The 21,839-nt window shown below is 65.9% G+C and carries 23 protein-coding genes; 8 read left to right on the forward strand and 15 right to left on the reverse strand.

Features of this window, described 5'->3' with window-relative positions; translation table 11 throughout:
- Positions 1-12: 12 nt before the first annotated feature.
- The 3 genes from HGO92_RS03020 to HGO92_RS03030 form a co-directional block, all read right to left on the reverse strand.
- Positions 13-582, reverse strand: coding sequence for a Dps family protein (locus HGO92_RS03020; protein WP_169991690.1), 570 nt, complete (start codon positions 580-582; stop codon positions 13-15).
- 189 nt (positions 583-771) lie between these two features.
- A complete protein-coding gene (locus HGO92_RS03025) occupies positions 772-2,073 on the reverse strand; it encodes a cation:proton antiporter domain-containing protein (RefSeq protein ID WP_169991691.1) in 1,302 nt (433 codons plus the stop codon).
- 41 nt (positions 2,074-2,114) lie between these two features.
- Positions 2,115-2,927, reverse strand: a complete 813-nt coding sequence (locus HGO92_RS03030) for a TspO-related membrane protein (RefSeq protein ID WP_205834101.1) — start codon at positions 2,925-2,927, stop codon at positions 2,115-2,117.
- A gap of 138 nt (positions 2,928-3,065) precedes the next feature.
- On the opposite strand from HGO92_RS03030, the gene HGO92_RS03035 reads away from it, so the two are divergent.
- The 3 genes from HGO92_RS03035 to HGO92_RS03045 are packed head-to-tail and all read left to right on the forward strand — an operon-like array spanning position 3,066 to position 6,714.
- A complete protein-coding gene (locus tag HGO92_RS03035; protein WP_169991693.1) occupies positions 3,066-4,469 on the forward strand; it encodes a cryptochrome/photolyase family protein in 1,404 nt (467 codons plus the stop codon).
- Positions 4,469-5,215: a glycosyltransferase family 2 protein gene (locus tag HGO92_RS03040; protein ID WP_169991694.1), complete on the forward strand. Its 747-nt coding sequence runs from the start codon at positions 4,469-4,471 to the stop codon at positions 5,213-5,215. Before HGO92_RS03035 ends, HGO92_RS03040 begins: the two co-directional genes overlap by 1 nt.
- A complete protein-coding gene (locus tag HGO92_RS03045) occupies positions 5,212-6,714 on the forward strand; it encodes an SDR family oxidoreductase (RefSeq protein WP_169991696.1) in 1,503 nt (500 codons plus the stop codon). Before HGO92_RS03040 ends, HGO92_RS03045 begins: the two co-directional genes overlap by 4 nt.
- Here the strand turns inward: HGO92_RS03045 and HGO92_RS03050 are convergent.
- The 6 genes from HGO92_RS03050 to HGO92_RS03075 are packed head-to-tail and all read right to left on the reverse strand — an operon-like array spanning position 6,657 to position 11,939.
- Complete coding sequence (locus HGO92_RS03050) at positions 6,657-7,538, reverse strand: prenyltransferase (protein WP_169991698.1); 882 nt, start codon at positions 7,536-7,538, stop codon at positions 6,657-6,659. The genes HGO92_RS03045 and HGO92_RS03050 overlap by 58 nt on opposite strands.
- A complete protein-coding gene (locus HGO92_RS03055) occupies positions 7,531-7,881 on the reverse strand; it encodes a lycopene cyclase domain-containing protein (protein ID WP_169991699.1) in 351 nt (116 codons plus the stop codon). Before HGO92_RS03055 ends, HGO92_RS03050 begins: the two co-directional genes overlap by 8 nt.
- Positions 7,878-8,285: a lycopene cyclase domain-containing protein gene (locus tag HGO92_RS03060; protein ID WP_169991701.1), complete on the reverse strand. Its 408-nt coding sequence runs from the start codon at positions 8,283-8,285 to the stop codon at positions 7,878-7,880. The genes HGO92_RS03055 and HGO92_RS03060 overlap by 4 nt, the downstream gene beginning before the upstream one ends.
- Positions 8,282-9,925, reverse strand: a complete 1,644-nt coding sequence (gene crtI / locus HGO92_RS03065; RefSeq protein WP_346768828.1) for a phytoene desaturase family protein — start codon at positions 9,923-9,925, stop codon at positions 8,282-8,284. The genes HGO92_RS03060 and crtI overlap by 4 nt, the downstream gene beginning before the upstream one ends.
- On the reverse strand, positions 9,922-10,857 hold the full coding sequence (locus tag HGO92_RS03070) for a phytoene/squalene synthase family protein (RefSeq protein ID WP_240974343.1): 936 nt from the start codon (positions 10,855-10,857) through the stop codon (positions 9,922-9,924). Before HGO92_RS03070 ends, crtI begins: the two co-directional genes overlap by 4 nt.
- Positions 10,854-11,939 carry a polyprenyl synthetase family protein gene (locus HGO92_RS03075; RefSeq protein ID WP_240974344.1) on the reverse strand — a complete coding sequence of 362 codons (1,086 nt, stop codon included), beginning with the start codon at positions 11,937-11,939 and terminating at the stop codon, positions 10,854-10,856. Before HGO92_RS03075 ends, HGO92_RS03070 begins: the two co-directional genes overlap by 4 nt.
- Before the next feature lie 58 nt (positions 11,940-11,997).
- Here HGO92_RS03075 and idi point away from each other — a divergent pair, with 58 nt between their 5' ends.
- On the forward strand, positions 11,998-12,561 hold the full coding sequence (gene idi / locus HGO92_RS03080) for an isopentenyl-diphosphate Delta-isomerase (RefSeq protein WP_169991703.1): 564 nt from the start codon (positions 11,998-12,000) through the stop codon (positions 12,559-12,561).
- Here the strand turns inward: idi and HGO92_RS03085 are convergent.
- Positions 12,513-13,154: a MarR family winged helix-turn-helix transcriptional regulator gene (locus HGO92_RS03085; protein ID WP_205834103.1), complete on the reverse strand. Its 642-nt coding sequence runs from the start codon at positions 13,152-13,154 to the stop codon at positions 12,513-12,515. The genes idi and HGO92_RS03085 overlap by 49 nt on opposite strands.
- Before the next feature lie 67 nt (positions 13,155-13,221).
- Here HGO92_RS03085 and HGO92_RS03090 point away from each other — a divergent pair, with 67 nt between their 5' ends.
- The gene (locus tag HGO92_RS03090) at positions 13,222-13,782 is read left to right on the forward strand and encodes a DUF6328 family protein (RefSeq protein ID WP_205834104.1); all 561 of its coding nucleotides are present in this window, start codon (positions 13,222-13,224) and stop codon (positions 13,780-13,782) included.
- A gap of 13 nt (positions 13,783-13,795) precedes the next feature.
- On the opposite strand, the gene HGO92_RS03095 is transcribed toward HGO92_RS03090, so the two are convergent.
- Positions 13,796-14,071 carry a hypothetical protein gene (locus HGO92_RS03095; protein WP_169991705.1) on the reverse strand — a complete coding sequence of 92 codons (276 nt, stop codon included), beginning with the start codon at positions 14,069-14,071 and terminating at the stop codon, positions 13,796-13,798.
- An 87-nt stretch (positions 14,072-14,158) separates the two neighbouring features.
- On the opposite strand from HGO92_RS03095, the gene HGO92_RS03100 reads away from it, so the two are divergent.
- Complete coding sequence (locus HGO92_RS03100) at positions 14,159-14,461, forward strand: hypothetical protein (protein WP_169991707.1); 303 nt, start codon at positions 14,159-14,161, stop codon at positions 14,459-14,461.
- A gap of 167 nt (positions 14,462-14,628) precedes the next feature.
- On the forward strand, positions 14,629-16,422 hold the full coding sequence (locus HGO92_RS03105) for a DUF222 domain-containing protein (protein ID WP_169991709.1): 1,794 nt from the start codon (positions 14,629-14,631) through the stop codon (positions 16,420-16,422).
- Between the two features lie 15 nt (positions 16,423-16,437).
- Here the strand turns inward: HGO92_RS03105 and HGO92_RS03110 are convergent, their stop codons facing one another.
- Complete coding sequence (locus HGO92_RS03110) at positions 16,438-17,841, reverse strand: sugar porter family MFS transporter (protein WP_169991711.1); 1,404 nt, start codon at positions 17,839-17,841, stop codon at positions 16,438-16,440.
- A 172-nt stretch (positions 17,842-18,013) separates the two neighbouring features.
- Between HGO92_RS03110 and HGO92_RS03115 the strand changes: the two genes are divergently transcribed.
- On the forward strand, positions 18,014-18,583 hold the full coding sequence (locus tag HGO92_RS03115; RefSeq protein WP_169991713.1) for a hemerythrin domain-containing protein: 570 nt from the start codon (positions 18,014-18,016) through the stop codon (positions 18,581-18,583).
- 23 nt (positions 18,584-18,606) lie between these two features.
- Here HGO92_RS03115 and HGO92_RS03120 read toward each other — a convergent pair whose 3' ends face one another.
- The 3 genes from HGO92_RS03120 to HGO92_RS03130 all read right to left on the reverse strand — a co-directional run bounded on the left by HGO92_RS03120 (position 18,607) and on the right by HGO92_RS03130 (position 21,808).
- Positions 18,607-19,374 (reverse strand): DUF4386 domain-containing protein, encoded by a 768-nt coding sequence (locus tag HGO92_RS03120; protein WP_169991714.1) that lies wholly within the window; start codon positions 19,372-19,374, stop codon positions 18,607-18,609.
- A 176-nt stretch (positions 19,375-19,550) separates the two neighbouring features.
- Positions 19,551-20,705 carry a fatty acid desaturase family protein gene (locus tag HGO92_RS03125; RefSeq protein WP_169991716.1) on the reverse strand — a complete coding sequence of 385 codons (1,155 nt, stop codon included), beginning with the start codon at positions 20,703-20,705 and terminating at the stop codon, positions 19,551-19,553.
- Between the two features lie 11 nt (positions 20,706-20,716).
- On the reverse strand, positions 20,717-21,808 hold the full coding sequence (locus tag HGO92_RS03130; protein WP_169991718.1) for a ferredoxin reductase: 1,092 nt from the start codon (positions 21,806-21,808) through the stop codon (positions 20,717-20,719).
- Positions 21,809-21,839 lie beyond the last annotated feature (31 nt).

The following is a 21,839-nucleotide window of genomic DNA, read 5'->3' on the forward strand; positions in this document are numbered from 1 at the left end:
GAATACTCTGCGTTACTTCTTGGACTTCGCCTTGCTGGCCGCGTCCTTCTCCGTCTTGGTGCCTTCGGTGGAGAGTTCGCCGCCCGCGTTCTCAAGATGCGCGCGCATGAACCACTGGAAGAGTTCAAGCTCCGCCGTCTGGCCGATCAGCATGTCCTCCGTGATGGGATCGAGCTCGCCTACCGTTTCAATGGCCTTGCGGTGATCCTCCACCACGCCGTTGTAGACGACGTTCAGCGCGGCCAGATGCTCGGTGGTTCCGGCACGGTTGATGGAGTAGTCGTCCCAGCTGCGGGCCTTGACCAGGGCGCCGGGCAGGCCGTTGGGCGAAACGCCCAGGGTTGCCATCCGTTCGGCGACCGCGTCGATCATGGCGCGGACCTGTTCGATCTGCGGGTCGAGCATTTCGTGGACGCCGATAAAATCGCGGCCCACCACATTCCAGTGTGCGTGCTTGAGGGTCAGCTGCAGGTCGTTCAGGGCGTGCAGCCGCATCTGCAGCGTTTCGCCCACCTTGTAGCCATCCTCGAGCGAGAGTCCCGGTACGGTAAAGCCTGCCTTCGATCGGTCCTTTGCAGCCATCAAAAACCTCCTTACTCGGTGCGCCGCGTATCGGCACGCCACTTCCTCCAACCTAGCCACCCCAGCGCTGGCCGTCCACGGAATACGGCCGACTTAGCTCAGCGCGAAATTCAGCATGCTTAGTATTTCGGTGCTAAGGGGATCCGAGGTGACGCGAGCGCGCAAGGTGCTTGGCGCCGTCGTTATTTGTCACACCGCGGTGTTGGGTGCCTGGTTTTCGTCGCCGAACTGCCGGAGTGCTTCCTTCTTGCGCAGGGCATCCAGCCGGTTCATCAAGGGAGCGGTGGTGGCGCCGTGCAGGACGATGGACATCGCCACCACCAGCCCGACGACGGCCCACAGTTCGCGCGCTTCGGCGTCGAACTCGCCATGGCTGAGGGCGTACCCCAGATAGTAGAGCGAGCCGATCCCGCGGATTCCGAAGTAGGCGATGGCAAGGCGTTCGCGCGGTCCTGTCCTGCCGCCGATCAGCGCCAGCCACCCGGCCAGCGGACGGACCAGCAGCAGGAACGCCAGCGCCACCAGCACCTCGATCCAGCCGATTCCTGCCAGCAGGCCGCGGGCGATGGCGCCGCCAAGGAGCACCAGGATGACCACGGTCATCAACCGTTCGAGCTGCTCCACGTAGCTGTGCAGCACCTTGTGGTACCCGTGGGTGTGCTCCGCCGAACGGATGGTGACGGCGCAGACGAACACCGCGATGAAGCCGTAGCCCTCCACCATCTCGGCCATGCCGTAAGCCAGGAAGGTGGCAGCCAGCGCCACGAAGCCTTCGGAATGGTCGGACAGCCGCAGGCTCTTGTACCGTGCCGCAAAGAAAATCCGGCTCAGGAGCTTGCCCGTGCCGAACCCGAGCAGCACGCCGACGCCGATCCGCCACACGACGTCGACGGCGAACCATTGCGGGAACCAGGCTTCCGGAGCCGTTCCGACCAGGCTCATCACGATGGCCAGATAGACAAAGGGGAAGGCGAGCCCGTCATTGAGGCCCGCTTCCGAGGTCAGGCCGAAGCGGACCTCGTCCTCGTTGGCGTCCGTTTCTGCGTCGGCCGGCTCCCCCACCTGTACCTCGGAGGCCAGCACCGGATCGGTGGGCGCGAGCGCCGCCGCAATGAGGATGGCGCCGGCCAACCCGAGGCCCAGCACCCAGAGCCCCAGCAGCGTCATCACCAGGATGCACAGCGGCATGACGATCCCCAGCATGCGCCAGGTAGTGGACCATTCCCGCCAGCGGAACGGCCGGTCCAGCGCCAGCCCGGCACCCATGAGCGAGATGATGACGCAGATTTCGGTCAGATGCGTGGTGAACTCGGCGTACTTGACCGGGTCCGGGTCCGGCAGGTTCCGGAGCACGGTGAAAGCGAGAATGCCGGCACCGAGGAAGACCATCGGCATGGAGAGCGGCATGTTGCGCAGGAGTTTGGGCAGGATCGCCGCGGCGAAGACCGCGAGGCCTGCCTCGAAGAACAGAATGCTGGGGCCTTCGAACACGGTTGGGCTTCTTTCTGCCTCGCCCGGCCAACTGTCCGGAACTAGTCAGCAAGCTTAGCGCGTGGCCGTCGGGACTTCAGCCAAAGCACGACGGCGGCCAGCAGTACTGCAGCCGAGCAGATCGCTGCGGCGATGGCTGTGCCGGTGGACTCCAGCCCGCCGTCCACCCTGCCGACGGCGATCCAGGCCAAGCCCCACGCGAGGGCGAGCGCCGGAGCAATCCGGCCTCCGGTCCGCCAGGCCTGCACTACGCCGATAACGGCAGCCACCGCGAGGACAACGGAAGCCAGCAAGGGTACGGACAGACCGAAGCCGGAGAAGCCGGCCGCGCCGAGCACCGCCGCGGTGTTCGCTATCGTCGCCACCGTAATCCAGCCCAGATAGAGGCCGAAGGTGCCATCGGTAATGATTGCGTCCGCGGCATTCTCTGCCCGGGTGTGCATCAGGATGAACAGTATGCGGATCAGGACCGCCAGCAGGACCACGATCACCAACAGGCTCGCAGCCAGCCAGCCGGCCTGCACGACCCAGATCCACGCCGCATTCAGCAGCATTGCGGCGGCGGCCCAAGGTCGCAGCACCCGGTGGCGGTCTGAGCGGCGTTGGGCCGGCAGCAACTGCCAGATGGAATAGGCAAACAAGCCCAGATAGATCACCGACCAGATCCGGAAGGCCGGGGAAGCCGGTGCCAGCGGCGTGGAATCGGCCGAGAGCCACCCTCCGGCGGCGTCCTGAATGGGCGTGCCGACAATCGCGCCGCTGCCCAAAAAAGCGCCTGCGATAGCCACCAGCCCGCTGACCAGCACTAGCACCGGAATGGCCAGACCCGTTTGGCCTCGCGTTGTTGTTTTCATAACTCCTCCTGCTTGGCGGCGGGTTCCCCGGTGTGCTTAACTCGATCATAACAATTTCGATAATCGAGAGATAAGCCCACTGTCTGTCCCGCCCCAAGGGTCTGCCTCCGTGGGCGGGATCTCCGGAAGGAACTTCCCATGACGACGTCGCGGGTCTGGTTCCGCGACGATCTGCGCGTCCGGGACAATCCGGCACTGCTGGCTGCCGTGGCGGACTCGCCTGCGGTGGCGCTGTACGTGCTGGACGAGGAGGGCCCAGGCATTCGGCCGCTCGGGGGCGCGGCCCGCTGGTGGCTGCACCACGCACTGGAGGACCTGCGCCTGGAGCTGGACAAGCTCGGCATTCCGCTGTTGCTGCGCCGTGGACCGGCCGCCGGGATCGTCGGCGAGGTCGCGGAGGCACTGGCCGCCGGAGCCGTCTATTGGAACCGGCGCTACGGCGGCTCCGAGCGCCAGATCGACGCCGAGGTCAAGCAGAAGGCCGGGGCGACCGGCCTCCACGCGGAGAGCTTCCAGGCCTCGCTGCTGCACGAACCGTGGCGGATCCGCACCGGCCAGGGCAACCCGTACAAGGTCTTCACGCCGTTCTGGAAGACGGTTTCCGAGCTGGACTTCCGCAAGCCGCTTGACGCCCCGGAGCCCGGACAGCGCTACCGCGGTCACCTGCCGGAGTCCGAGAACCTGGACAGCTGGAAGCTGCTGCCCCGGTTGCCCGATTGGGCCGGCGGCCTGCGTGAAACCTGGACGCCGGGAGCGGTGGCCGGCCATGAGCTGCTGGAAGACTTCATCGACGAGACACTGGCGGACTATCCGCAGGGTCGCGACCGCCCCGCTGCCCAAGGCACCAGCCGGCTCTCCCCGTATTTGCGCTGGGGCCACCTCAGCCCGTTCCAGATTTGGCACGCAGTGGCTGCCCGCCGCACCGCGACGAATGGCGAGGCCATCCGCACCTACCTCGGTGAGCTGGGCTGGCGGGAGTTCTGCTGGCACCAGCTCTACCACCAGCCGCTGCTGGCGGAGCGGAACCTGCGTCCGGAATTCGATGCCTTCCCCTGGCAGCGGCCCGGGCAGCGCAAGCGGAACAACGACGACGGCGCCTCACCCGCCGCACGGGTCCGTGCCTGGCAGCGCGGCCGGACCGGGGTCCCGCTCGTGGACGCCGGCCAGCGCGAGCTGTGGAGCACTGGCTGGATGCACAACCGGGTCCGGATGGTCTCGGCCAGCTTCCTCATTAAGAACCTGGGCATCGACTGGCGGGTCGGTGAGCAGTGGTTCTGGGACACGCTGGTTGACGCCGATCCCGCGAACAACCCGGCCAGCTGGCAGTGGGTGGCCGGCTCCGGAGCGGACGCGGCGCCGTTCTTCCGGATTTTCAACCCGCTGACCCAGCAGGCCAAGTTCGATCCGGACGCCCGCTACGTCTCCCGCTGGGTGCCGGAATACGCCGGCCCGGACTACCCGGAGCCGATCGTGGACGTGAAGGAATCCCGGCAGGCGGCGCTCGAGGCGTACCAGGCCCTGCGCCGGGACAAGGACGGCTGATGGGCTCCGGCGTTTCGGTAGTGATCCCCTGCCTCAATGACGCGGGGCCGTTGGAGGTATGCCTGCGCTCGCTCGCCGGCCAACTGGACCCTCCGGATGAGGTCATCGTGGTGGACAACGGCTGCACTGATAACAGCACCGAGGTCGCCGCCCGCTTTGGCGCACGGGTCATCAAGGAGCCGACACCGGGGATTCCCGCCGCGGCCTCGGCCGGTTACGACGCCGCCACCGGTGACATCATCGCCCGGTGCGACGCCGACTCGGTCCTCCCGCAGGACTGGCTGCGGCGGATTACGGCAGCCTTCGCCCGTGAACCGGAACTGGCAGCACTGACCGGAAACGGAACCTTCGCACTCCCCCGGCCCGCCGCCGTCGTACTTTCCTTCCTTTATCTGCGCTCCTACTATCTGGCCACCGGCGCGGCGCTGGGCCATTGGCCGCTGTTCGGTTCCAACATGGCTTTGCGCAGGTCGTGCTGGCTGGAAATCAGGGACCAGATCCACCGGCAGGACCCCGAGCTCCACGACGATCTGTGCCTGAGCTTCCACCTTGGGCCGCTGCGCAGGATCCGCTTCGACCGGCGGCTGACCACTGGGATGTCCCCGCGGGCCATTGCCAGCGCCGCCAGCCTGAGGCTGCGGTTCCGGCGGGCCCTGTATACCCTGTCCGTACACTGGGCAGACCAAGCACCCGCCCAACGCTGGCAGGCACGGCTGGCCGCGACACGAAGGAGACGCTCCGCATGAAACAACGGGTACTGGTAACCGGCGCCACCGGCTATATCGGCGGGCGGCTGGTCCCGCGGCTGCTCGACGCGGGCTACCAAGTCCGCGTGCTGGTGCGCTCCCCCGCGAAGCTCAGGGGGGTCCCGTGGCATGACCAGGTGGAGATCGTCGAAGGCGACCTCGGGGACGCCGTTGCCGTGGCGCGGGTGTGCGACGGCGTTGAGACCTTCTTCTACCTGGTCCATTCGATGGGCTCCGGCGAGGGTTTCGAGCGCAAAGAACTCGAGATGGCCCGGACCGTGGCGGAGGCGGCTGCCCGCGCTGACGTCCAGCGGATTGTCTACCTGGGCGGGCTGCATCCGGAGGGCGTTGAACTCTCGCGGCACATGCGTTCGCGCACCGCCGTCGGACGAGTGTTGCTGGAAGGCGACGTGCCCGCGGTGGTGTTCCAGGCCGGCGTCGTTATCGGTTCCGGCTCCGCGTCCTTCGAGATGATCCGCCACCTGACCGAGAACCTGCCCGTCATGCCGGCGCCGAGCTGGGTGCGGCGGAAAATTGAGCCGATCGCCATCCGCGACGTGCTGCACTACCTTGTCCACGCGCCGCAGCTGCCGGCGGGCCTGAACCGCACCTTCGACATCGGATCCCGCGAGGTGCTGACCTATGCGGGCATCATGTACGGCTACGCGCATCAGGCTCAGCTGTCCCGGCGGCGGGTCTACTCGCTGCCCATCCCGGCGCCGAAGCTGGCCGGCTGGTGGGTGGCGCTGACCACGCCGATCCCGCACTCCATGGCCGTGCCGCTGGTGGAGTCCCTCCAGCACGACGCCGTCGCCGCCGAGCACGAGATCGACAACTACATTCCAAAGCCCGACGGCGGACTGACCGGCTACCGCTCGGCCGTTCAGCTGGCGCTGGGCAAGATGGCCAGCGGCGAGGTGGAGACCAGCTGGACCAACGCCTCGCAGGCGCCGCCCTCGGATCCGCTGCCCAGCGACCCCGAGTGGGCCGGGCAGACGGTCTTCGTGGACGAGCGCACGCGCAGCACCGATGTGGCGCCGGAGCACGTGTGGCGCGTGATCGAAGGCATCGGCGGGGCCAACGGGTGGTACTCCTGGCCGGCCGCCTGGGCGATCCGCGGCGTGCTGGACAAGCTGGTGGGCGGCGCCGGGCACAACCGCGGACGGCGGCATGCCGACCGGCTGGTCGTGGGCGATGCCGTGGACTGGTGGCGGGTGGAAGCCATCGAGGACTCGCCCGCGGGCAAGGTGCTGCGGCTGCGCGCCGAGATGCGGGTGCCGGGCGAGGCGTGGCTGGAACTCTCCGCGCTGGCAGACGGCACCGGCACCATCTACCGCCAGCGCGCCATCTATTTCCCACGTGGCCTGTCCGGCAAGCTCTACTGGTGGCTGGTGCTACCGTTCCACGGGCTGATCTTCCCGTCCATGGCGCGCAAGATCATTCAGCGGGCGGCGGCGTACCAGAGCAGCAGCATGGTCACGAGGAACCCGGTCACGTAGTTCAGCCAGAGAAAGCGCTTCCAGCCCGCGTTGCTGCGTTCGGCGTCGTTGTCGTCCAGTTTCCTGAACGGCCAGATGTTGGCCAGGTACGGTACGGCCAACAGCGCCCCGAGCATGCCCGGCCAACCAGTGAAGAGCATCAGCAGCCCGGCCAGCGCGTAAGCGGCGAGCGCATACTTAACCGTCGCCGCGGCCCCGAGCACGGTCCCGACCGAACCGACACCGCCCTGCCGGTCCGCGATGATGTCCTGCACAGCACCGAAAGCCTGGCTCGCCATCCCCCACAGGAAGAAAGCACCCAGCAGCGCCCACAGTCCGCCGGTAAAATCGGCCCCCGCCAGCACCAGCCCGAACAGCGCCGGACTGACAAAGTGGAAGCTGGAGGTCATCGAGTCCACGAACGGGCGCTCCTTGAACCGCAGCCCGGGCGCGCTGTAGGCCACCACGGCGAACAGGCTCAGCGCCAGCACCCCCGCGGACAGCCACGTCCCCACCGCCAGCAGGTACAGCACGAACGGCAGCGGCAGCAGCAAGGCAGCCCGCAGCGTGATGCGGTGCAAGGTCCTATCCAGCACCGCGCCCTCGGCCCCGCCCTTGCGCGGGTTGAGCACATCGGACTCGTAGTCAAAGACATCGTTGATGCCGTACATCATCAAGTTGTACGGGATCAGGAAGAACAGCGTGCCCAGCACCAGCGGCAGGTCCAGCGTCTGGGCGGTGAGCAGGTAGGCCGCGGCGAACGGGTAGGCCGTGTTGACCCACGAGACCGGCCGCGAGGACACAAACAGATTGCGCAGCACGGAGGCGGGCTTGACGTCATTCATCGCGCGTTCCCTTCCCTGCCGGCAGCAAAGTCCACACCGCGGGCAGCAGCACGGCCGCGGCCAGCACATAGGCAAAGTCCTCCAGCGGCGCGAGCCCGATCCGCCACCCGGACGTATGCTCCGCACTGTACTCGAACAGCCCGGAGGCGATCATCAGGTTGTCGAACACCGCGGTCAGCACGCCCAGCGCCACAAAACTAAGTACGACGGCGGCAATCACCTTCCGCGGTCGGCTCGCCGGACGCTGGCTCGCTGCTTGCCGGCCGCGGTGGACCAGAGCCGCCACGAGAGCGGCAGCTGCGGCGACGGCCAGGAAGCCGAGGTTGAGCAGCAGGTACGTCATCGGGAGCCTGCCTTTTCGCCACGCGTTTTCCCATTGGTTTCCCCATGGGATTCCCCACGCCGGACCGCTTGTCCCGTCGGCAGGAACGAGCCGGTCCGGAGTCTCCGGCTGAACAACAGGAACAGGTTCATGGTCAGGTAGCACAGGAACAGCAGGAAGACTCCTTCCTCCAGCGGCAATTCGGGCGCCAGCAGGATGCCGGACATGATCTGTGTTTGTCCGCGGTAGAAGATGCCCAGCGCGATGCCGCTCAGATCCCAGGCCAGGAAAAACACGAGACCGGTCAGCAGCACCAGGCCGGCCCGCAGCGGGGCAACCCGCACGAACAACTTGAGCCGCCAGTCCAGGATGACCATGCCGGCCAGCGAGAACAGCAGCGCGCCCAGATAGATGAAACCGGTCAACTCACGGCTCCCGACCCCGCATTAACGGAAGGCAGCAGCGGTTCGGCCAGCGCCGTCGTCGTTATGTCTCCGCGCAGGCGTTTGAGCAGGATTTCCGCGCTGATCAGGCACATGGGCAAGCCGATGCCGGGGATGGTGGTGCCGCCGGCGTAGTAGAGGCCGTCCACCTTGCGGCTCTTGTTGCGTCCGCGCAGGAAGGCGCTTTGCTTGAGCACATGCGCCGGGCCCAGCACGCCGCCGCGCCAGGAGTTGTAGTCGGCCGCGAAGTCCGCCGGGCCCACCGTGCGGCGGAGGCGGATGCGACCGGCGAGGTTCTCGATTCCGGCCCACGTGGCGAGCTGTTCGATAACGACGTCGGCGATCGCCTCGATCCGTTCATCGCCCGCGCCGTTGATCCCGCCGGCACCGAGGCCGGGGTCAGGCGGTACCGGTACGAGGATGAACAGGTTCTCGTGGCCCGCCGGCGCCACCATCGGGTCGGTGGCGCTGGGCTTGCAGACATAGATCGACGCCGGCTCCGGCACCCTCGTCTGCCTGCCGAAGATGGCATCGAAGTTGGTGTCCCAGTCCTTGGTGAAGAGCAGCGAGTGGTGTTCGAGCTGCGGGATCTTTCCCTCCACACCCAGCATGACCAGCACGGCCCCGGGACCGGCGACCCGTCGGCGCCAGTACTGTTCGGGGTAGGTCTGCAGGGCGTTGGGCAGGAGTTGTGTTTCAGTGTGGTGCAGATCCGCGGCGGAAACCACGGCGTCCGTGGCCAACGTGTGGGTTGCCCCCTGCTGGTCGCGGTAACGGACGCCGAAGGCCCGCGGCTTTCCGCCCGGGCGGCTTTCGGTCAGGATGTCCGTCACCTCGGCGCCCGTAAGGATGCTGGCTCCCGCGGCTTCGGCCAACTGATGGACCGCCTCGATGATGCGGCCGAAGCCGCCCTGCGGGTAGAGTACGCCGTCATCCAGGTCCAGGTGGCTCATCAAGTGATACATGCTGGGCGTCAGCTTCGGTGCCGACCCGAGGAACACCGCGGGATAGCCCAGAATCTGGCGGAGCCTCTCGTCCTGCACATACCGGGCGGCAAACCTATCCAGGGGTTCCAGCAGCAGCCGGGCCAGCTTCGGCCCGCCGCGCAGGACTTCGCGGGTCAACAGCGGCCTAAAGGAGGCGAAGGAGGTGTAGAGGAAGTACTTCTTCGCCAGCTCGTAGGTCTCCTGGGCCGAGTCCAGGTAGGCGCTGAGCTTCCTGCCCGCTCCCGGCTCGAGCTGTTCAAACGTCTTCTCGTTCAGGCCGCGGTCCTGCCGCATGTCCACGGACTGGTCGCGGCCTTCGAAAAACACCCGGTAGCCGGGGTCCAGGACGCTCAAGTCCAGCTGTTCCGCGGACGAGGTGCCCAGCAGCTTGAAGAAGTGGTCGAAAACTTCCGGCATCAGGTACCAGGAGGGCCCGGTGTCGAAGCGGTAGCCGTCCTGTTGCCAAGTGCCGGCCCGTCCGCCCACGTCGGGCTGTTTCTCCAGGACGGTGACCCGGTATCCGTCGCGCGCCAGCAACGCGGCCGAGGCCAAACCGGCGAGTCCGGCGCCGATGACGGTGATCCTGCTGCCCGGAGCCACTTCCGGTCCGGGCGGCTTCCGTTGTCCGCCGTTCACCGGCTGCTCCTGTGCAGCGCGGCCAGCACAGGCACCGGCCGCAGCTTCCAAGCGCCGGAGCGTCCTTGCTGTGAGTACCAGGCGGCGGCAACCAGCCGCAGCTTGACCGCGTCAGGCACGCGCACGCGGCGCGCCAGCAGCTCCCGGGCCGGGACGGCGCGCAGCCGCCTGGCCAACTCGGCGAACAAAGCGTGCACGGCAGCGACGGCAGTCCGGCTGCCGGCGGGCAACTCCGGAATGACCGCTGCAGCAGCTGCCAGATCCGCTTCGATGTCGGCCAGCAAGGCATCCTTCTGGGCGTCGCTGAACTCGTCGACTGTGACGTCGGGGAAGTAACTCCGGCCCAGATCCTGGTAATCATCGGAGAGATCGCGCAGGAAATTCACCTTCTGGAACGCGGCACCCAAGTGGCGGGCACCGCCGTCGAGCCTTGCCATATGCTCCGCATCAACGGGGCTGCCGAGCAGGAAGGCCCGCACGCACATGAGCCCCACGACCTCGGCCGAGCCGTAGATATACGCTTCGAAGCTGTCGCGGGTGTGCCCGGTCTGCTCCAGATCCGCGCGCATGGAGGCAAAGAACGGGCGGATCAACTCCGCCCCGATTCCCACTTGACGCGCAGTGATCGAGAAGGCGTGGACCACCAGATTGGAGCTGTAGCAACCGGCCACGGCGTCCAGGGTTTCCTGCTCGAGCTTGTCCAAACAGCTGCGGATGGCCTCCGGTGAGGACCCGGCTCCCGCACAGGCCCCATCTACGCACTCATCGGCGATCCGGACCAGCGCGTAGATGTTTTCCACATGGCGGCGGACGGGCCTTTCCAGCAGCCGCGTCGCCAGCGAGAATGAGGTGGAATAGCGCCGGATAACGACGGCGGCGGCCTCCTGGGCGACGGAAGCGTACAGTCCCGCCTGCGCCTGGTTATCCATCATCGTCTCCTTTGGACGGCACGGTTGAGGACGCCGTCGAGCTTGATAAGCAGCTGCGGCGGCAGCTGTGAATCTTCCAAGGCGGCACGGGCACGGGCGGTGTAGCACTCAGTCAGGTCTTCAACGTAGGCTCGTGCGCCGCAGCGCTCCAGCCACCGGCGGACCTCATCCGCCTGCCCGGGTGTGCGGATCCCCTGGTCCAGCAGAGCCGCGATCCGGGGCCACTCCGGCGTGTTCCGGGCGTAGACCATCAGCGGCGTGGACTTGGCCTCCGCCAGATCGCCCATCGTGGTCTTGCCCGTAAGGGATTCGTCGCCGAAGGTCCCCAGCAGATCATCGACGAGCTGATAAGCCGTCCCCATGAACCGGCCCACCGTTCCGACGGTCTCCACGGCCGGCAGGTCGGCGCCGGCCAGGATGGCACCGGTGCGCAGCGGCGCTTCGAACGAGTACGCGGCGGTCTTCAGCCGCGACATCGTCATCACCTCCGGCAGCGTGGGCAGCTGCGGCGCGCCGGCAAACTCCATGTCCAGCAACTCACCACCGGCGGAGGCGAAGACTGCGGCATCCAGTTCTTCCAGCAGTCTAAACCGCAGCTCGCCGGCCAGCTCTGCCCCGGCAATCAGCCGGTAAGCACCGGTCAGGGCAAGGTCACCGGCGATGATGGCAGCGGACTGGCCACGGTGTTCGGCCTGATCCGCCGGAAACCCCTGGCGGGCAGCGCGATCGCGGAATTCGCCGGCAAGATTTTTCACGCCGCGGCGCTTGAAGTCGCGGTCGATAACGTCGTCGTGCAGGATCAAGGCGGTGTGCAGCAGTTCGAAGGCCGCTGCTACCGGTGCCACGGCGACAAAGTCGGTGCCGCCCAGCCCGCTGTAGGCGGTGAACACCAGCTCCGGCCGCAGCCGCTTGCCGCCCTGGGTGCCGCGGCGCAATACGTCCCACAATTCGCCATATGCTGTTCCCATGGCTCCGGCTTGGCGGCGCGCTCCGTCAAAGTACTGTTCCAACACACGCTCAGTACGATTGTGGTGCTCTTCGGAGCGGGAGGCCGGCGCCGCCTGGCGTTCCATCGGGATCGTCATACGGAATAGTAAACATGATTATCTCTCGGTAATCGAGAAACATGGCAGGATTGATTTTATGAACAGCGTCCACTCCAGCGACTCGAGCATTGAGAATGTTGTCCTGGTGGACAACGACGGCGCCGCCATCGGTGCCGCCGACAAGTCCAAGGTGCACACCGCGGCCACGCCACTGCACCTCGCATTCTCCTGCCACCTCTTCAATCAGGACGGGCAAATCCTGGTGACCAGGCGGGCCCTGACAAAACAGACCTGGCCCGGCGTGTGGACAAACTCCTTCTGCGGCCACCCTGCCCCGGGTGAGACCACGGAGGAAGCCGTCAGCCGGCGCGCACCGCAGGAACTGGGGATCGCCGTTTCCGGACTGCAGCCGGTCCTGCCGGATTTCCGCTACCGCGCACTGGACGCCTCCGGTGTGATGGAGAACGAAATCTGCCCTGTCTACACGGCCATCTTGGAAACCGATCCGCAGCCAGCGCCGGCGGAGGTCTGCGAGTGGCGCTGGACGGATCCGGCCGCCCTGTTCCGGGCCGTGGACGCTGCGCCGTGGGCCTTCAGCCCCTGGCTGGTGCTTCAGCTGCCATTGCTTGCTGCTGCCGAGCCGGCACTGTTCCGCTCCTGACCCGCCGTCCGATCCCGATCCACGCCTTGTTCGCGGGCGCGGATCATCGCATCCCGCAGCTCGGCCATGAACGTGGAGAGCAGTTCAACTTCCTCGGCCGAATGCCGCGCAACCACCTTAATGAGTTCTTCGACCATGGGCGAGAAGATCTCGGCCCCGGTGGTGCGGGCGCTGTCCGTGATTTCCAGCTGCACCTGCCGGCGGTCCGTTTCGCTGCGCGCACGGACCATGTGCCCTACCTTGCCCAGCCGGTCCACCAGCGCCGTCGTCGCGGCCGAACTCAGTGACAGTTTCGCACCAAGGACCCCCGGCGTGATCGTCCGGCCCTCTCGCTGCGCGTCGATCACAATAGTCAGAGCGTTCAGGTCCGTCCGGTGCATGCCGTAACGGCGGCCCATCGTATCGATGTAGCGGTCAGTCTCCGTGGTGAAGCTCTGCAACAGCAGCATGAGCTCCCGGCCGGGGTAGTCGGCGCCGGGAGGCACCTGGCCGGCCTTGAACTCGGCAACAGGCTGCACGGGTTTCGCGGCGTCCCCGGCAGAGGCTGGGGAACCTGCAGGCGTGGATGAACCGTCGGAATCAGAACGTGGCATAACGCCAATGGTAAGCCTCGCTGGAACTTACCCTGCCGCCGTCGTACTTTGGCGGTAAGTTTGAAGGATGGCAACCGACGATCAGGTGTACGAAGATTCGGTGGGCCGTCGGGAGACGTTCGAGGAGAAACTCGACCGCAACTGGAACGACCTGCTGCAGGAACTGCGCGTGATGCAGACCGGCGCACAGATCATCACCGCCTTCCTCATGACCCTGCCGTTCCAGGCGCGGTTCGAGGAACTGGCGCCTTATCAGGTGGGCCTGTACGTCGCGCTGCTGACATTTTCCGGCCTGCTGACCTGCGTCATTATCACGCCCGTGGCCATCCACCGCAAGCTTTTCGGCCTGCATGTGAAGGACTCCACCGTGGCGCACGGCCACCGCATCGTGAAGTCCGCCGTGCTCGGTATCGGGCTGATGGCCACCGGCTGCGTCGCCTTCATTCTCGACGTCGTGGCGGGCGACCAGGTGGCGATCTACGTGGGCGGCGGCGTCGTGCTGGTCATGCTCGTGCTGTTGTGGGTGATCCCGGCCCTGCTCAAACGCGCGGTGAACCCCGAGGAAGCGAAGCATCAATACGGCGACAAGAACAACGACGCCGGCAGGAACAGCGAAGCGGTCGACTAACCTTGGTGTCCGATTAGCCCTGCTCCGCGCCCGTGCCCGCTTCCTGTTCCGCGCCGAGTCCGGTTCCCTTCTCGCTGTCCGGCTCCAGGATCAGGACTATCGCCTCATGCGACACGGCAACCGTCTCAGGGATGCCGTCCAGATGAATATCCACGACATCCCTGGTCCGGCGGACAATGAAGCCGGACAACGTTCCGGCATGGACATCGTGGTTAAAGCCGACGATACTCACGGCGCGGCCGAGGTCGGTAAGCGTCAAATCTGCGGCAAGGCGTCTGACGGTTCCCATATCGGGTCCTTTGGAAAGTTCCGTTAGATAGGGGCAGTCTATGCTCCAGATAGGCTAGAGGGCATCGCCCCAGACTAAGGAGATTCCATGAGTTCCCTGCTGACCCCGCTGGTCACGAGCGCCGGATTGATCGGCGGCTTCCAAACCGCCCGCGCCACCAAGAACCGTCCGCTCGGCGGCGCCGTGCTCGCCGCCGCAGGTGCGGCAGCCTTCGTTTTGTGGAAGCGCGACGCCGGCACCGGGACTGCCGCTGCTTTGACCGGCGTATACCTGGCTGCGTTTGGCGCCTCCCACCCGCTAGCGAAGAAGCTGGGTGCCTGGCCTGCCGTCTACACGGTCACCGCAGGCACTGCAGTAGCCTCACTGGTGTTCGGCCGCCGCCGGGCCTGACCGAAGCTGGGTCCTAGGCTGGAATGCAACTTCCGCCTAGGCCAAGGCCCGCTCCACGCCGCCTCCACAGGCGGCCGGACCCGCGCTTCCTTCCTACACAAGGCACTAGTCCTCCACATTGGCGCTTTTCCCGTGCTACTCGAAGACGTGTTCTATAGCGTTGAGGTATGGCAATCGCACCGGTCGAAGCGCATCAGGAGCCCGCGGGCTTCCTCGCTTCCGTGCAGGCCGCCCTCCAGGACTTTTCGGCCAGGTTCCAGCAGGACTGCCTCCTGCAATCCCCCAAGGAACTCGCCGCCACAGTCGCCGGCATCGAAGAGATCTCCAAATCCGTCGAGCAACTCCAGGTCATCGGCGCCCACGCCGTCGAACAGCAGAACATCGCCCAAACAGGCGAAACAGACCAGCGCATCCCCTGGGCCGACCCGGTCCAGGGAACCGGTCAGGACGGCAAACCGAAAAAGCCCGAATACAAGGACGCCGCCGAATACCTCCGCCAGAAACTCAAGATCAGCCGCGGCGAAGCCAAACGCCGCCTCCGCGTAGGTTCCAGCACCATGCCCTCGACCCTGATCACCGGCGAACAGGCACCCCCGAAACTCGAACGCCTCGGCGCCGCACTGACCTCCTCAAAGATCAGCGGCCAGGCCGCAACCCTCATCCGCGACGCCCTCGAACGCGTCCGCCCCACCGCAACCCCCGCGGGCCTGGCCGCGATGGAAAACCAGCTCACCCAGCAGGCCACCGAATCCGATATCGACGGCCTGCGCGAAATCATCAAACGCTGGGAAGCAGTACTGGACCCGGACGGACTCGAACCCACCGATGAGATCCTCCGCGCGAAACAAGGCGTGTTCCTCCGCGGCAAACGCCACGGCCTCCACCGGCTGGAAATCGCCGCCACCCCGGAACAATTCGAATACCTCGTCACCGTCATGAACGCCGCGACCAACCCGCGCGTCAAGACCACCTTCGCTTCTGAAGACGGCACCCCGGCGGCCCCCGCAACAGCCGCCGACACTCCGGGCGGCACGGCCGACACGGCCGGGGCCGGGCCCGAACAGCAATGGCAAGGACCCACCCGGCCGCAAAAACTGCTGCAAGGCCTCGTCGGCGCCTGCCAGATCGCCCTGTCCACGGACAAACTTCCCTCCAGCGGCGGCCACCGCCCCCAAATCATGATCAACCTGGACTACCAGGACCTGGTGGACCAGATCGGCGCCTCCGCCGACGCGGTGTTCGGCGGACTGATCAGCCCCAAAACCGTCCGCAAAATCGCCTGCGACGCCGACCTCATCCCCCTCGTCCTCGGCGGCAAAGGCGAAATCCTCGACATCGGACGCGCCCAACGCCTGTTCACCCCCGCCCAACGCCGCGCACTCGTCGCCCGCGACAAAGGCTGCGCCTTCCCCGACTGCACCATGCCCGCCCCCTGGACCGAAGCACACCACATCAAATTCTGGGAGAAACACAACGGCCCAACATCAGTTCACAACGGTTGCCTTTTGTGCTCCTACCACCACCACCTGCTGCACGACGAAAACTGGATAATCGAAATCCGCGACGGAATCCCCTGGTTCATCCCGCCCCGCTACATCGACCCCGACCAAAAACCCCGCCGCAACCGATACCGACTCGCCGGCACACCCCTGCCCGGCGCCCGCGCCCAGGCCCCGCTTGTTGAAAACGGCACCGTCGCGGAACCCCCACCTCAACCGGCAGAACTCTCACTGGTACCCGGCTCCGGTCCACCCGGCCAACAGGCAGAGACACTGCTGCCGCTGATGGAGCCCATTACGGACTTGCCACCGAGCCAACCGAAGTCGGCCGAGATGCCTATCGCGTCAGACGTGCCCCAGAAGTCCAAGCTGTCCAACCAGTCGCTGACCGGAGACGGACCGGATGACTGGAACCGGCCGTTCGATGACTGGCCGCTGCAGCCGACCGAACCACCGTGGTGAAGATGCCGAGCACAGCTACATAGCCTCGAGTTCCTTGCCCTTGGTTTCGGGCACGAACTTCCAGACGAATACCAGCGACAACAGCGCGAAGAACGCATACAGTCCGTAGGCCAGAGTCAGGTCGATATCTGCAAGGAACGGGAAGGTTGTGGTGATCGCGAAGTTGGCCAGCCACTGCGCGGCCGCGGCGACGGAGAGCGCTACGGCACGGATCCGGTTGGGGAACATCTCCCCCAGCAATACCCAGACCACCGGACCCCAAGTGGCGCCGAAGGAAACCACAAACAGGTTGGCCGCGATCAGCGCCACCACCCCCCACGGCTGCGGCAGGGTGACGTCTTCGCCGGTCCCGACGGCCTGGCTGAAACACAGTGCCATCACGCCAAGCGAGAGCAACATGCCGATCGAGCCAGCCACCAGCAGCGGTTTGCGCCCCACCTTGTCCACCAGCATGATGGCCACCACGGTCACCAGGATGTTGGTCACCGAGGTGATGACGGTAATGCTGAAGGAATCGGACTCGTTGAAGCCCACGGACCTCCACAGGCTCGTGGAGTAGTAGAAAATCACGTTGATGCCAACGAACTGCTGGAAGACGGAAAGGAAGATGCCGACCCACACGATCGGCAGCAGCCAGCCCTTCCCCCCGATCAGGTCTTTGAGGCCCTGCCGTTCCTCACTGTGGATGGTTTCGCGGATGGCCTGGATCTTGTCCTGCACCGCCTGTTTGCCGTTAAGACCAACGACGTCGCGCAGCACCTTGGCGGCGCCCACCAGTTCGTTTTTGGCCACCAAATAACGAGGCGACTCGGGCACCTGCAGGGCCAGCAACCCGTACAGCACGGCAGGAACGGTTTCGGCCAGGAACATCCAGCGCCAGGCTTCCAGCCCGAACCACATTGGCTCCCCCGCTCCGCCGGCCACTGCGGCCAGGTACGCATCAGTCAGCAACGCCACAAAGATACCGAGCACGATGGCCAACTGTTGCAGCGAACCGAGGCGGCCGCGGCTGTGCGCGGGCGAGACCTCTGCAATATAGGCCGGGGCCAGGACCGATGCCATGCCGACACCGATGCCGCCGATGAAGCGCCAGATGATCAGGTCGGTCACGCCGATGGCGAGGCCGGAGCCGATGGCCGAGATAGTAAAGAGGACGGAGGCCACCAGCATTGCCCGGACCCGGCCTTGGCGGTCGGCGAGCGGACCGGAAAGCCAGGCGCCGATCATGGCGCCGAGCAGTGCGCAGGAGACGGTAAAGCCGAGCAGTACGCTGCCCAGCCCGAACTGTTGCTGCACCGCGTCGACGGCGCCGTTGATCACGGCGCTGTCGAAGCCGAACAGGAAGCCGCCGAGCGCCGCAACGATGGCGACCATGACGACTTTGAGCGGAGTCTTTTCCTGGACCAGAGGCTTCTGCATGGTCAAAGCCTACTGCTCAGTATGCGATGGTTGCCGGGTTGGCTCACTTTGGCGAGAGAACGCTGGCAATCCTCCAGACTCCCGGGCAGCCCATGGATCTTGCTGTTGAGCGATGGTACGTTGGCCGTTCCTGCCAACGCACGGGAGCAACGACCCAAAGGAGGGACGTCTCATGACCAGTAGTGGTGGAACCAGCACAGATGTCGTCGATATCCTCACAACCGACCATCGGGAGATGGTCGCGCTGATCGGACAGATCGAGAGCACGGCCGATCCGAGCCAGCGCCGGGATCTGGCCGACACCGTGATTGCCGAAGTTATGCGTCATGCCGTCGCCGAAGAAATGTTCGTCTACCCGGCAGTAGAAGAGCACGTGCCGAACGGCGCGAAGGAGGTCGAGCACGATAAGAAAGAGCACGACGAGATAGTCCGGTTGATGAAGCAGGTTGAAGACGTCGACGCCGCTGACCCGGAATTCATGGAACTTATCCGCGAACTGGAGGCGAAATTGCGCCACCATGCGAAGGACGAGGAGTCCGAGCAGTTCCCCCAGCTACGCGCGCACATCCCTCCGGAGAAACTGGTCGATCTGGGCGAAAAGGTGCAGAAGGCCAAGAAACTGGCGCCGACCCGCCCGCACCCACACGCACCGCACTCCGAGCTGTTTCATAAGACCGTCGGCCCCGGCGTCGGCATGGTCGACCGGCTCCGGGACAAGCTCACGGGACGGCACACCGGCTGAGTTTGATGGAGTCACAGCCGGACTTACTGCGGAGTCACCGCCGACGGCGTCGTTCGCCTGAGCAGGAGAACGGCGCCGAGGGCCGCCACCCACAGTCCCCACGTTGAGCTGCCAATCAGCCCTGCAAGGTCCCAGACAGGGAAACCGGGCACGGCTGTGGCCAGGATGTCCCCCTGGTTGAGCAGGTAGAGGGCCCCTGTGACAAGCCCGGCGGCGCCGAGCCAGCGCGGCAGGACACGGCTGTGCAGGATGACCGCGCTGAGTGTGACTGTCCAGCCGATGACCAGCAGTTGGCCCAGGTGCTCACCGAGCAGCGCGCCGCCGAACTGGTGCTGGGCAGTCCAGGCGGCGTCCACCGCGGTTCTGGTGGCGGCGTCGCCCGCGACGTAGGACTCGGCCAGCGGCGGCACGACGAAGACCCAGCGCAGAAATCCGATCAGCGACAGCACCACGGAGGTGGCGCCAAAGTAAGTGGCCGCGCGCAGTACCGGGTCCTCGCGCCGGCCCAGTACGGAAGGCAGCAGCAGGATCGGAACGGCAAGAATCCCGTACGTCCAGGCGGTCGCAAACCAGGTCCAGACCAGCCCCGGGCCTCCGGCGGCAAAGGCGGGCAGCACTACGGCGGCCGGCTCGCGCAGGATATCCGGCCAATCGAACGTCGCCGATAAGACTGTGGCCGCGCCAGCGAACGTGAGGGCGCTGATGATGAACAACCCTCCGGTCACCCGGCGGGTGCCTCCACCGGATTGCCTACCCGCGTCCTTGCTCGGACCCGTGCCGGTTGATGCCATGATGCGCCACACTTCCCCAGCGCAACCCACCGCTGCCGGTTTGTACGCTGCAGCTTTTTAGCGCTGCACAAACACTGGTCCCGCCGGGAAGGAAAGTCAAGAAGCAATCCAAGCGGGCATCTTGACATGATTCCTCGGGAGCTGGCGAGGAATGCCAAGAAAACGCGGAGCCGGTGTCAGGAAGCCGGAGCAGCCTTGTCTGGGAGCGCGTACTTGAAGACCTTCGCCCAGGAGGAGCCGACCTGCTTGAACAGGGGCCCGGAGTTATAGGGCAAGCCGTAGCGGCGGCAGATATCGCGGATTTTCGGGGCCACCTCGATGTAGCGGTTGGAGGGCAGATCGGGGAACAGGTGATGTTCGATCTGGTGGGACAGGTTTCCGGTCATCAGGTGCATGAACCTGGAACCGGAGATGTTCGCCGATCCGATCATCTGGCGCACGTACCAGTCGCCGCGGGTTTCGCCGTCGACCATTTCCTCGGTAAAGGTATCCGCCCCGTCCGGGAAGTGGCCGCAGAAGATGACCGCATGCGCCCAGACGTTGCGGACGGCGTTGGCGGCCAGTGTTCCCCAGAGTGCCTGCTTGCCGGAGCCGGTGACCATGGCCACGATCGGCGTTGCCGCGTAGTCCTTGGTGAACTGGCGCAAGGCCTTGCGGCCCATCGCCTTGAGGTCCCTGACGAGAGCGGCCTTGGACTTCGTGCCTTCGCGGTAATCCACCAGTTCCAGGTCGTAGATGGCGATCCCCCATTCGAACACGGGCGCCAGGATCGCGTTCCAGAGCGGGTTGCCCACGTTGAACGGCCGCCACGGCTGGTCCGAAGACATGCGCAGCAGGTTGTAGCCGACGTCCTTGTCCTTGCCGATCACGTTGGTCCAGCGATGGTGCAAGTCGTTGTGGGTGTGCTGCCAGGAACGGGCCGGGGTGACGAAGTCCCATTCCCACGTGGTGGAGTGGATATCGGGGTCGCGCATCCAGTCCCACTGGCCGTGGAGCACGTTGTGGCCGATCTCCATGTTCTCCAGGATCTTCGCGAAGCTCAGGAGGGTGGTGCCGGTGACCCACGCGGTCTTGTTGCGCCCAGCCAGCAGTGCCGCGCGGCCGGCGATCTCGAGTCCGCGCTGGACCTTGATCACCCGCCGGATGTAGGCGGCGTCCGAGGCACCGCGCTCGGCGATGACTTCGTCGCGGATGGCGTCCAACTCGCGGCCGAGCTCGGCGACCTGCTCATCGGAGAGGTGGGCGGCGGCCGGCGGGCGGACCAGCGGATGACCCGACGCGGCGAGCGCACCGGTTCTGCGGACTGTGGCCGTAGTGGAAACGCTTTCCATAATTTTCCTCCTTAGAGATCCAGGTTGACGGGTCCGGCGGCTGCCGTAATGCATGTCTGGATGAGTTGGCCCGGTTCCCCGAGGACTTCCCCGGTGCGCAGGTCGCGGACTTGTCCGGCCCGTAATGGTGCGAGGCAGCTTTGGCAGATCCCCATCCGGCAGCCACTGGGCATCAATATACCGGCGTCTTCGCCGACGTCGAGCAGCGGAGTGTTTCCGTCCGCCTCGATTTCGCGGTCGGACGCCTCGAAGGTGACCAGGCCGCCGTCGTGCCCTTCTCCCCCGGCGAGGCCGGTACTGAAGCGTTCGATCGTCAAGGCACCGGTCACAGCGGGAACGGCGGGGACACCGGATTTGGAGGCGGCGGCTTCGCGCGCCCAAAGCGCTTCGGCATCATCAAGGAAGCCTTCGGGGCCGCAGGCGTAGGCGGCGCGTTCCCGCCAGTCCGGGCAAAGCCGGTCCAGCTCGGCGGGCGAACTGAAGTCGAGCCGGCCGTGTTCGGCAGTGAACTGGTGGATGACTCGCAGGCGGGGGAACTGGTCGGCCAGTTCGTACAGTTCCTCCCCGAAGATGCTGTCCTGCGGGGTCCGGGCAGAGTGGATCAGCACCACATCTGCATCCGGACGGGCCGGCACCAGTGTGCGGATCATGGACATCACCGGGGTGATGCCGCTGCCGGCGGTGAGCATCAGCAGCGGCCGGGGCTGTTCGGGCAGCACAAAGTCCCCTTGCGGCGCGGCCAGGAACAGCACGTCGCCCGGTTTGACCTTGCGCACCAAGGCACCGGAAACGGCCCCGATGTCGGTCACCGTGATGGCCGGGTCCTCTCCGGCGGCAGTGCTCAGCGAATAGGAACGCCAATGGCGTACGCCGTCCAGCTCCACGCCGATGCGTGCCCACTGGCCTGCCTGATGCACCTTCCAGCCCGGGCCGGGACGGAAATAAATGGTGGCTGAACCGGTTGTCTCCGGAACAACCTTGGTCACGACGCCGCGCAGCTGGCGGGCCGAGAACACCGGGTTGAACAGGGACAGAATATCTTCCGGAGCCAACGGGGTTGTCAGAACGGACGCGGCTTGCGCCAGCTGCCGGAGCCGGATCATGCCGTCGCCCTTATGACGGATTGAGCCATAA

The sequence above is a fragment of the Crystallibacter degradans genome (genome assembly GCF_012952295.1).
Classification (GTDB): Bacteria; Actinomycetota; Actinomycetes; order Actinomycetales; family Micrococcaceae; genus Crystallibacter; species Crystallibacter degradans.

Bases quoted from the DNA above. Each gene is read 5' to 3' on its own strand.
- HGO92_RS03070 (WP_240974343.1), bottom strand. From the start codon at position 10,857: ATGATGGATAACCAGGCGCAGGCGGGACTGTACGCTTCCGTCGCCCAG.
- HGO92_RS03105 (WP_169991709.1), top strand. From the start codon at position 14,629: ATGGCAATCGCACCGGTCGAAGCGCATCAGGAGCCCGCGGGCTTCCTC.
- HGO92_RS03055 (WP_169991699.1), bottom strand. From the start codon at position 7,881: ATGACGTACCTGCTGCTCAACCTCGGCTTCCTGGCCGTCGCCGCAGCT.
- idi (WP_169991703.1), top strand. From the start codon at position 11,998: ATGAACAGCGTCCACTCCAGCGACTCGAGCATTGAGAATGTTGTCCTG.
- HGO92_RS03020 (WP_169991690.1), bottom strand. From the start codon at position 582: ATGGCTGCAAAGGACCGATCGAAGGCAGGCTTTACCGTACCGGGACTC.
- HGO92_RS03115 (WP_169991713.1), top strand. From the start codon at position 18,014: ATGACCAGTAGTGGTGGAACCAGCACAGATGTCGTCGATATCCTCACA.
- HGO92_RS03090 (WP_205834104.1), top strand. From the start codon at position 13,222: ATGGCAACCGACGATCAGGTGTACGAAGATTCGGTGGGCCGTCGGGAG.
- HGO92_RS03100 (WP_169991707.1), top strand. From the start codon at position 14,159: ATGAGTTCCCTGCTGACCCCGCTGGTCACGAGCGCCGGATTGATCGGC.
- HGO92_RS03075 (WP_240974344.1), bottom strand. From the start codon at position 11,939: ATGACGATCCCGATGGAACGCCAGGCGGCGCCGGCCTCCCGCTCCGAA.
- HGO92_RS03110 (WP_169991711.1), bottom strand. From the start codon at position 17,841: ATGCAGAAGCCTCTGGTCCAGGAAAAGACTCCGCTCAAAGTCGTCATG.
- HGO92_RS03085 (WP_205834103.1), bottom strand. From the start codon at position 13,154: ATGCCACGTTCTGATTCCGACGGTTCATCCACGCCTGCAGGTTCCCCA.
- HGO92_RS03125 (WP_169991716.1), bottom strand. From the start codon at position 20,705: ATGGAAAGCGTTTCCACTACGGCCACAGTCCGCAGAACCGGTGCGCTC.
- HGO92_RS03030 (WP_205834101.1), bottom strand. From the start codon at position 2,927: ATGAAAACAACAACGCGAGGCCAAACGGGTCTGGCCATTCCGGTGCTA.
- HGO92_RS03045 (WP_169991696.1), top strand. From the start codon at position 5,212: ATGAAACAACGGGTACTGGTAACCGGCGCCACCGGCTATATCGGCGGG.
- HGO92_RS03130 (WP_169991718.1), bottom strand. From the start codon at position 21,808: ATGATCCGGCTCCGGCAGCTGGCGCAAGCCGCGTCCGTTCTGACAACC.
- HGO92_RS03095 (WP_169991705.1), bottom strand. From the start codon at position 14,071: ATGGGAACCGTCAGACGCCTTGCCGCAGATTTGACGCTTACCGACCTC.
- HGO92_RS03035 (WP_169991693.1), top strand. From the start codon at position 3,066: ATGACGACGTCGCGGGTCTGGTTCCGCGACGATCTGCGCGTCCGGGAC.
- HGO92_RS03040 (WP_169991694.1), top strand. From the start codon at position 4,469: ATGGGCTCCGGCGTTTCGGTAGTGATCCCCTGCCTCAATGACGCGGGG.
- HGO92_RS03050 (WP_169991698.1), bottom strand. From the start codon at position 7,538: ATGAATGACGTCAAGCCCGCCTCCGTGCTGCGCAATCTGTTTGTGTCC.
- HGO92_RS03120 (WP_169991714.1), bottom strand. From the start codon at position 19,374: ATGGCATCAACCGGCACGGGTCCGAGCAAGGACGCGGGTAGGCAATCC.